We start from the raw sequence: 9233 nt of genomic DNA on the forward strand, positions 1-9233 counted from the left end.
CGCCGCCTGCCGCAACCGGGCAGCAGCCTGGTCGGTGAGGTCGGATCGACGGGTGGGGATCGTGGGCGGTGGCTCACGATCCCCGGTAGCGCGAGGATTGGAACGGGTTCCAGCGGGCATGGCCTGAGTATGCGAGCACTGACCTGGCAGGGCACCGGAAAGGTGTCCGTGGAGACCGTTCCCGATCCGAAGATCCAAGAGCCGACGGACGCGATCATCCGGGTCACATCGACCGCGATCTGCGGCTCCGACCTGCATCTGTACGACGTCCTGGGGATGTACCTCGACAAGGGCGACGTCCTCGGCCACGAGCCGATGGGCATCGTCGAGGAGGTCGGCCCCGAGGTGACCCACATCCGGCCCGGTGACCGGGTGGTGATCCCGTTCAACATCTCCTGCGGGCACTGCTGGATGTGCTCCCGCGGGTTCTTCGCCCAGTGCGAGACCACGCAGGTGCGCGAGCAGGGCAAGGGCGCCGCGCTGTTCGGTTACACCAAGCTGTACGGCCAGGTCCCCGGTGGCCAGGCCGAGTACCTGCGGGTGCCGCAGGCCCAGTTCGGCCCGATCAAGGTGCCGGACGGCCACCCCGACGAACGCTACCTGTTCCTGTCCGACGTGCTGACCACCTCCTGGCAGGCCGCGAAGTACGCCGACGTCGAACCCGGTGACACCATCCTGGTCACCGGCCTGGGGCCGATCGGGCAGATGTCCGCCCGGATCGCCCGGCACCTCGGCGCCGCGCGGGTCATCGCGGTCGACAGCGTTCCGGAACGGCTCGCCATGGCCGAGCGCAACGGCATCGAGACCATCGACATGGGTACGGTCGACGACATCGGTGACGCGGTCCGGCAGCTCACCGGCGGCCGTGGCGCCGACGGGGTGATCGAGGCGGTCGGCATGGAGGCGCACGGCTCACCGTTCCAGTCCGCGGCGATGAAGGCGGCGGGCGCCCTGCCCGATCCGATCGCGCGCAAGGCCACCGAGGCCATGGGCGTGGACCGGATGGCCGCCCTGCGCACGGCGTTCGACGCGGTCCGCCGGGCCGGCACCATCTCGATCATCGGCGTGTACGGCGGCAACGCCGACCCGTTCCCGATGATGGACCTGTTCGACAAGGGTGTGACCCTGCGAATGGGCCAGGCCCACGTCAAGCGCTGGGTCGACGACCTGATGCCGCTGCTCACCGGTGTCGACGACCCGCTCGGTGTCGACGACCTGGTCACCCACCGGCTGCCGCTGGCCGAGGCGCCGCAGGCCTACGACACCTTCAAGAAGAAGGAGGACGGCTGCATCAAGGTCGTCCTGAAGCCGTAGGCCCGTCCTACTTGCTCGCCCAGATGTCGAGGTTGAAGCGCTCCAGCACGCCCGGGACGAACAGCCCGGCGATGGACAGCAGCGCGATCACGGTGAACGCGGTCCGCAGGACGATCACCTCGACCTTGCCGCCGACCTTGACGGCCATGCTGTTCGGGATCCCGACCATCATCCACATGCGACGCTTGATCGGGATCGGCCAGAGGATGGGCACCCCGTTCTTGGTGATCATGTCGCCGAGGATGTGCACGAAACAGCCGACGCCGACCGCCAGGCCCAGCAACGGATAACCTCTGTCGCTGGGCAGGTTGGCGGCGGTGAACCACGCGATCACACCCGACGCCAGGGTGACGATCACCCAGCCGGCCCGCTCCGCCCACTCGTCGAACAGGCCGCGCAGCGCCAGACCGCTCATGAAGAAGACGATGCCGATCACTGCCCAGTACCCGTAGCTGTCGGCCAGGGCGGTGGTGCCCCAGCCGATCAGGGCACAGAACGGCAGCGTGTGCGTGAAGGTGCGGTGCCCGTTGTTGCGCCGTGGATCCCGGCTCAGCTTCGTCGCCGTGTAGACGCCGAGCGAGAACTTCTCCACGACCTCGGCCACGAACAGCGACGCCACCCCGAACGTGCGGGCCACCGTCGCCCCGCCCTGGTTGCGGGTCACCTTGCCGGACAGGTCCAGGTCGGGCACGAGCGCGCCACCCGCGCAGATCGCCGTGCCGACCGCGACCTCCAGCGGCGACTGGCTCACAGCGGCGAACTGGTCGAGCGCCCAACTGCCGGCCAGCCAGGCGGCCGCGCCGGATAACGCGTGCGACGGACCCATCATGTGCGTTGTCCCTCCCCGAACAAAACTCGGCCACTGTGGCAGAGGGAACGAAGAAGATCAACGACTGGGGGAGCGTGTCGCGCGTGGGGTCGGCCACCCGACAGCGTTGCGTCAGTGCCGGACCCAGTGGCCGAACGAGTGCTCCGGGTGCCAGCGGCCGTAGCGGGCATGCTTGAACAGGCCGACGACCAGGAAGATCAGCGGGATCATCGGCCAGAAGAAGTCCGCGCCGGACAGCATCCACAGACCGGTGAGGACACCGGCGGCGATCAGGATGAAACTGGCATGCCGGCGCAGGGACCGGCGTGTCGCGGCGCGGGCGCCCGGGGTGCGGGCCAGAGCCTGCCGGCCCCCGTCCGGGAGATCCGCGGTCAGCGGCTGCAACTCGTCCCGGAACGTGGCGGCGTACGCGGCGGCGAGGCGCTCCTCGCCCTCGGTCAGGTCGAGGCGGCCCTCGGCCATGGCGGCGCGCAGGATCTCGGCGATCTGCTCACGCTCGACATCCGAACTGCGTACCCGGGTCCTGGTCGATCCGTTGGGTTGCATGGTCCGTCTCCTCTTCCCTCGGCGGCCGGCGGGTCGCCGGTTCTGCCATCCAGCGTCGGCGATGCGGGCGGCGGGCGCGTCGGACCGGGGACGCATCTGTTCGGCGCAGATCGGGCCGTGCGGTGAGCCCGCGCGTACGCCCCTCGGAGTAGGGGCCGGGCCCGCCGTAAGCCAGTGGGCGTACCGGGGACCGGGACCTCGGTCCGATGTCCCGGGCGCAGGGGTGACGTAGGTTCGGCGCATGAGGTATCCGGGCACCCGCCACCCGCCGTCACCGTCACCGGTGGCGCGGTCCTCGGATGCGCGGCGCCGGGCCCACGCGGCCTGGCGCCGGTTCGGCCGGGAGGCGCGTGCGCCGTGGCGGCCGGTCGAGGCGCCGGCGAGCGATGGCGACGAGCCGGCCGTCGTGCCGCCCACCGGCCGGCGGGGCCGGCCATCGTGGCAGGGACGCCGGCGGCACGCCGACTGGCCGCCCGGCGGGGCGATCGCGGCCTCGATCTTCCACCTGGCCGGGACCGGCGGCCTCGCCGACGAAGGCTACGTCCGTCTCGCCGCGGGTCCGCTCTACTACACGCTCCTGCTGGTGGGGCCGCTCGCGCTGGTCTGGAGGCGGCGGTTCCCGATCGGGGTCCTCGTGGTCGCCACGGCCGCGTCCATCCTGTTCGCGACGTTCGCCGAGCCCTACTGGATGTACGCCGTCGCGCCCGCCATCGCCCTGTTCAACATCGCCAAACTCGGCCGGCCGGCCGCCGCCGCGATCGCCGCCGCCACCGCCTGGGCCGGCTACCTGCTGGTCACCGTGGCCCTGGCCGGCCCGCTCGGTCTGCCCGCCGAGGTGCGGCCCGACCTGCGCGAGATCGTGCTCGCCGCCGTCGGGCCGGCCGCGTCGATCCTGCTCGGATCGGTGTCGCGGGTCCGTGCCGCGCAGATGGCCGCCCTCGCCCACGCCCACGAGGAGCGGGAACGGGCCCGGGAGGAACAGCAGCGCCGCCGGGCCTCGGAGGAGCGGCTGCGGATCGCGCAGGAGTTGCACGATGTGCTCGGGCACCACCTTTCTCTGATCAACGTCCAGGCCGGAGTGGGGTTGCACCTGATGGACGATCGGCCGGAGCAGGCGCGCGAGGCGCTCACCGCGATCAAGACGGCGAGCGCGGAGGCGTTGCGCGAGGTGCGGTCGGTGCTCGGCTCCCTGCGGACCAAGGGCGAGGAGGCGCCGCGGCAACCCGCGCCGGGCCTGAGCCGGCTCGCCGACCTGACCGCCGGCGCCGGGTTCCCGCTGCGCACCTGGATCAGTGGGACACCGCGGGTGCTGCCGGCCGAGGTGGACCGGGCCGCCTACCGCATCGTGCAGGAGGCGCTCACCAACATCCGCCGGCACGCCGGCCCGGATCCGAAGGCGCTGCTCGAGATCGACTACGGCGATGGCCACCTGCACCTGACGATCACCAACACGACCCGGACACCCGCCCGGTCCGACCTGCCGGGCGGTGGCCTGACCGGCATGCGGGCCCGCGCCGAGAGCCTGGGCGGCCGGGTCCACACCCGCGCCGACCCGGACGACGGCTTCCAGGTCTTCGCCGTCCTGGCCGCCCAGCCCCTGCCCGCCGCCATCCCCGACCCCGCGGAGCCGCTACCCGTGACGAACGGTCCCTCGCCCTCGCCCTTCACCCACATCCACCGCCCCGCGGACCGTGTCACCCACGATCCGTCCGCTAGCCCGGGTCCGGCACCGGTCGCCGAGGGCGTGCGGTTCCCCACCCCACCGTCACCGCCGGCATGGTCGAGCCGCCTCCACGAGCTGGCCGCCGACGCGGGCCTGCCGGTGAAGGTGTGGGAGCACGGCGAACGACGGGAGATCCCGGCCGACGTGGAGCGGGTGGTGTGCCGGATCGTCCGCGAGGCGCTGGCCAACGCGCGCCGGCATGCCGGTCCAGATGCCACCGCGGTGGTCGACGCCTCCTGCTGGGACGACTCCGTACACGTGGCCGTCGTCAACTCCGGCGACGTTCCGGCGCACTGGCCGCCGGCCGGTTCAGCGGGCGACGGCATCGCCGGGATGCGGGCGTGGGCGGAGAGCCTCGGCGGGCACCTGCTCGCCGGTCCGGGCCCCTACGGCGGTTTCGCGGTCTCCGTGGTGCTGTCGACGGAGCCGCAGCCGAGCAGCGTTCCGCCGTACGGCCCGCCGTCGTTCGAGACACCCCCGGACGAGTGGCCCGTCTCGCCGATGGAACCGTTCAACGCCTCGCCGTTGATCCCCCGGCCGGGCGTATGGCCGGAGAACGCGCGCACCGACTCCCCGTTCGGCCCTCCGTCGGCGTGGCCGCGGTTCTGCTATCCGCATTTCCTCAACCTCGTGCCGCCTCGGCAGTCGGACCCGCCACCGCCGCCACCCGTGCATCCGGCTCTCCTCGGCAGCGGCGTCCACGTTCCGCCCCCACCCACCGACGTGTGGACTCCACCTCCACCGGGCGGCGCCGTTCCCCCGCGGCAGGGCAGCGGGATCCTGCCCTCGCCGTGGGGCGGCCCGCGACCGGAGCAGGACCGATGATCTCCGTGGTGCTGGCCGACGATCAGGCGCTCGTGCGGGCCGGGTTCCGGGCGTTGCTCGACGCTGAACCGGGCATCGAGGTGGTGGGTGAGGCGGCGGACGGTCTGCGGGCGGTCGAGGTGGTGGCGGCGCAACGGCCGGACGTCGTGCTGATGGACATCCGGATGCCCGGAGTCGACGGCCTCGAAGCCACCCGGCGCATCGCCGCGGACCCGGCGCTGGCCGGCACCCGGGTGGTCATCCTGACGACGTTCGAGCTGGACGAGTACGTGTTCGAGGCCCTGCGCGCCGGCGCCTCCGGTTTCCTCGTGAAGGACACCGAGCCGGTGGACCTGCTGCGGGGAGTACGCGCGGTGGCCGCCGGAGACGCGCTCCTCTCCCCGAGCGTGACCCGGCGGGTGATCGGCTCGTTCGTGTCCGCGGCCGCCGGTGGCCGGACGCCCGAGCCGCCCCGGGAACTCGGCCAGCTCACCGACCGGGAGCGTGAGGTGCTGGTCCTGGTCGCCGAGGGCCTCTCCAACGACGAGATCGCCGCCCGCCTGGTGATCAGCCCGGCCACCGCCAAGACCCACGTCAGCCGCACGATGATCAAGCTGGCCGCCCGGGACCGGGCCCAGCTCGTCGTCTACGCCTACGAGGCGGGCCTGATCCGTCCCGGCTGGCTGGCCTGATCAGCGGAAGCGGACGCGGTCCGTCTCGTACGCCCACATGGCGATCTCCACCCGGTTCCGGGCCCCGAGCTTCGCCATCAGGCTGGCGATGTGCGTCTTCACCGTGCTGAGACTGATGTGGAACTCGGCGCCGATCTCGGTGTTGGTACGGCCCCGCGCGACCGCTCCCAGCACCTCTTCCTCCCGGTCGGTCAGCGGGTCGACCGGCTGCCGTGCCGGAGCCGCCGGTCCGGCACCGGCGAATGCCTTGAGCAGCCGGGTGGTGACGTTCGGGGCGATCAGCGCGTCACCGGCCGCGGCGGCGTGCACCGCCTGGGCGAGCAGCGCCGACCCGGCGTCCTTGAGCAGGAACCCGCGGGCGCCGGCACGCAGCGCGGCGTAGACGTACTCGTCCAGGTCGAACGTGGTGATCACCACGACGGCGAGGGGATCGGCGACGCCCGGGCCGGCGAGCCTGCGGGTGGCCTCGATGCCGTCGACGCCGGGCATCCGGATGTCGAAGAGGCACACGTCCGGGCGCAGCCGCCGGGCCAGTTCGACCGCCCGCAGGCCGTCGCCGGCCTGACCGACGACCTCGATGTCCGGTTCGGCGTTGAGGATCATCGTCAGGCCGGTCCGGACGATCTCCTGATCGTCGGCGACGACCACCCGGACGGTCATGCCGCACCGGTGGGCAGGGTGGCGGTCACGGTCCAGCCCCGTCCCGAGCTCGGGCCGGCCTCGCAGACGCCGCCGAGCAGGGCCGCGCGTTCGCGCATGCCGACCAGCCCGTAACCGCCGGCTCCGGTGGCGCCGCCCTCGCCGTCGTCGGTGACCCGCAGCCGGACCGTCTCGTCGGAGGCGGTGACCCGGACGACGATGCGGGTGGCGTTCCGGGCGTGCCGGCGCGCGTTGGTGACCGACTCCTGGGCCAGCCGGTAGACGGCGGTGGCGACGGCCACCGGGACGCCGTCGACGTCGCCGGTCAGTTCGACCTCCACGGGCGGGCCCTCCGGCGTGCGGCCGGGGAGTGCGGCTTCCTCCCGCGAGAGGCTCTCCGGCGGACGGCCGGCGAGCCCGGCGAGGTCCGCCAGGGACGGGCTCGGCGCCAGGTCGGCCGGTTCCGTGCCACGCAGCGTCCGGACCATCGTCCGCATCTCGCCGAGTGCACGGACCGCTTCGGCCTCGATGACACGCAGCGCGTCGATCGCGCCGGCCGGTTCGGTCCGGGACACGGCGATGCCCGCCTGGGCCCGGATCGCCATCGCCGACACGTGGTGGGCCACGGTGTCGTGCAGGTCCCGGGCCAGCCGCTCCCGTTCCAGGAGCTTCGCCTGGTCCAACTCCCGCGCCCGGAGCCGGGAGCGGTAGCGGGCCGCCGCCGCGACGGCGAAGACCGCGAACATCACCACGAACCCGGCGACGACGTCGGTGGGACCGATCGACCAGCCCAGACCGAACACCCCGGCCAGCCCCGACACGCTGATCTTGGCGAGGATCAGCGCCGCGCCGGCCAGGATCTCCCGGCCGGAACCCCACCGGACCAGCGCGTACGCCAGCAGCAGCACGGTGGCGCCGGAGACCAGCTCCGGCTGGCGGCCGGTGAACAACGGCGCCACGAAGGCGGCGCCGAAGACGACCGCCACCATGAGCAGCGGCCGCTGCCGGCGCCACAGCAGGGCCGGCACCACGGCCAGGGCCACGGCGAGGGTGACGGCGCGGTCCGGGACACCGGGCCGGAACCCGGCTTCCGCCAGCACCGCCAGCAGGGCCACGCCGGCCATCATCCAGTCCCGCGGGCCTCGTTCCGGCGGATCAGGTGGGCGGGACTCGGCGAGCAGCGACCGGAGCGGTTCAAGCACGCCCCGATCGTACGCAGCGCACTCGCTCCCCGGATTGGCCTGAAGTACGGTAGTCGTCCCGCACTTTCGGCCGGTACGGTCCGGGCTCGCGCTCCGATGATCCCGGACCGCCCCGGCGGCCACCATCGACGTCATGAAGTCCTCATCGAACTGGCTGATCCCCGCCGGCCTCCTGGTTCTCACGCTGGTCCCGTCGGTCGCCGGTGGACTCCGGCTCTCCGAGATGGCCGGTGGCGCCGTGGTCCTGCCGGACGGCGACCGTGTCACGCAGGCGCCTGTCGCCCTGGTGGGGCACATCGTCAGCGTCACCGTCTTCGGGATCCTCGGCGCGTTCCAGTTCGCGCCGGGCGTACGCCGCCGTCATCGGCGCTGGCACCGCGCCGCCGGGCGGATCGTCTTCGGCACCGGGCTGGTCGCCGCGGTCAGCGGTCTGTGGCTGAGCGTCCTCCTTCCGCCGGCCCCGGTGGACAGCGTGGTTCTCCTGGGCGTCCGGGTCGTGGTGGCGGTGTGGATGGTGCTCTCGCTGGTCCTCGGGTTCGCCGCGGTGCTGCGCCGTGACTTCACCGGCCATCGGGCGTGGATGATCCGTGGCTATGCGATCGGCATGGGCGCCGGCACACAGTTCTTCACGCAGGCGGTGTGGCTCCTGGCGGCCGGCCCGGTCACGCAGGCGAGCCGTACCGGCACGATGACCGCCGCCTGGGTGATCAATCTCCTGGTCGCGGAGTGGATCATCCGCCGATCCCGTGCACACCGGGCGGCGACGGGTCGCCGGCCCTCGGGAACGCCGGTGCCGGTCCCCGCGAACCGGGCGGAGGCGGTCTCGCCGGCGACGGTGCGAACGCGGTGAACAGCGAACGGGGCTACCAGCCGGGGATCATCTCGTCGCCGGGCTGGGCGAACCAGGCCGGGCCGTCCTCGGCGAGGGCGGTGCGGATGCGGTGACGGGCGTACGGGGTGAGCTCCGGCAGTTCGTCCAGCGCGAACCAGGCGACCGCCAGGGACTCGCTGTCGTTGACCCGCGCCTCACCGCCGATCACCCGGCACCGGAACCAGGTGTTGAGCATCTGGCACTGGTCGCCGTTCGGGTAGGTGACGTCGTGCAGGGCGACGCCGGCGAGCCGCTCGATCGCCACCTTGATCGAGGTCTCCTCCTCGACCTCGCGGATCAACGCGTCGGCCGGCTGCTCGCCGGGATCCATCATGCCGGCGATCAGCGTCCACCGGGCGGTGTCACTGCGCTGGTGCAGGAGGATCTCGCCGCGATCGTTGAAGATCACCGCGGTCACCGACGGGAACATGATCAGCCCGGAGCCGACCTTGGCCCGCAGGCCGGTCACATATTCGGAAGCTGGCACGCCGCCGACCCTAAGCGACGGAATCCGCCACCGGGCCACCGGTCCGGAACCCGGCACCGGGTTCCTTCCGGCTGGTCGTCACTGCTCACCCTGCCGGCTGATTCGCCGCCCTCTTGTCGATCGCGG

The 9233-nt window shown here is 72.6% G+C and carries 9 protein-coding genes; 4 read left to right on the top strand and 5 right to left on the bottom strand.

The window, feature by feature from the left end:
- Window positions 1-129 precede the first annotated feature (129 nt).
- On the top strand, window positions 130-1314 hold the full coding sequence (locus Aut01nite_RS35780; protein ID WP_043521604.1) for a zinc-dependent alcohol dehydrogenase: 1185 nt from the start codon (window positions 130-132) through the stop codon (window positions 1312-1314).
- A gap of 7 nt (window positions 1315-1321) precedes the next feature.
- Here the strand turns inward: Aut01nite_RS35780 and Aut01nite_RS35785 are convergent, their stop codons facing one another.
- On the bottom strand, window positions 1322-2143 hold the full coding sequence (locus Aut01nite_RS35785; RefSeq protein ID WP_043521605.1) for a metal-dependent hydrolase: 822 nt from the start codon (window positions 2141-2143) through the stop codon (window positions 1322-1324).
- A 111-nt stretch (window positions 2144-2254) separates the two neighbouring features.
- A complete protein-coding gene (locus tag Aut01nite_RS35790) occupies window positions 2255-2689 on the bottom strand; it encodes a DUF1707 SHOCT-like domain-containing protein (protein WP_043521607.1) in 435 nt (144 codons plus the stop codon).
- A 241-nt stretch (window positions 2690-2930) separates the two neighbouring features.
- On the opposite strand from Aut01nite_RS35790, the gene Aut01nite_RS43975 reads away from it, so the two are divergent.
- Window positions 2931-5237, top strand: coding sequence for a histidine kinase (locus Aut01nite_RS43975; RefSeq protein ID WP_052163071.1), 2307 nt, complete (start codon window positions 2931-2933; stop codon window positions 5235-5237).
- Complete coding sequence (locus Aut01nite_RS35800; RefSeq protein WP_043521609.1) at window positions 5234-5908, top strand: response regulator; 675 nt, start codon at window positions 5234-5236, stop codon at window positions 5906-5908. The genes Aut01nite_RS43975 and Aut01nite_RS35800 overlap by 4 nt, the downstream gene beginning before the upstream one ends.
- Here Aut01nite_RS35800 and Aut01nite_RS35805 read toward each other — a convergent pair whose 3' ends face one another.
- Entirely contained in the window at window positions 5909-6568 is a 660-nt protein-coding gene (locus Aut01nite_RS35805; protein WP_043521611.1) for a response regulator transcription factor, read from the bottom strand. It abuts the gene before it with no gap.
- Window positions 6565-7749 carry a sensor histidine kinase gene (locus Aut01nite_RS35810; protein ID WP_043521613.1) on the bottom strand — a complete coding sequence of 395 codons (1185 nt, stop codon included), beginning with the start codon at window positions 7747-7749 and terminating at the stop codon, window positions 6565-6567. The genes Aut01nite_RS35805 and Aut01nite_RS35810 overlap by 4 nt, the downstream gene beginning before the upstream one ends.
- A 133-nt stretch (window positions 7750-7882) precedes the next feature.
- On the opposite strand from Aut01nite_RS35810, the gene Aut01nite_RS35815 reads away from it, so the two are divergent.
- The gene (locus Aut01nite_RS35815; RefSeq protein ID WP_052163072.1) at window positions 7883-8599 is read left to right on the top strand and encodes a DUF2306 domain-containing protein; all 717 of its coding nucleotides are present in this window, start codon (window positions 7883-7885) and stop codon (window positions 8597-8599) included.
- Window positions 8600-8612: 13 nt separating this feature from the next.
- On the opposite strand, the gene Aut01nite_RS35820 is transcribed toward Aut01nite_RS35815, so the two are convergent.
- Window positions 8613-9107 carry an NUDIX hydrolase gene (locus Aut01nite_RS35820; protein ID WP_043521614.1) on the bottom strand — a complete coding sequence of 165 codons (495 nt, stop codon included), beginning with the start codon at window positions 9105-9107 and terminating at the stop codon, window positions 8613-8615.
- Window positions 9108-9233: the final 126 nt, after the last annotated feature.

Source organism: Actinoplanes utahensis, assembly GCF_016862455.1.
In the GTDB taxonomy this organism is placed as follows: Bacteria; Actinomycetota; Actinomycetes; order Mycobacteriales; family Micromonosporaceae; genus Actinoplanes; species Actinoplanes utahensis.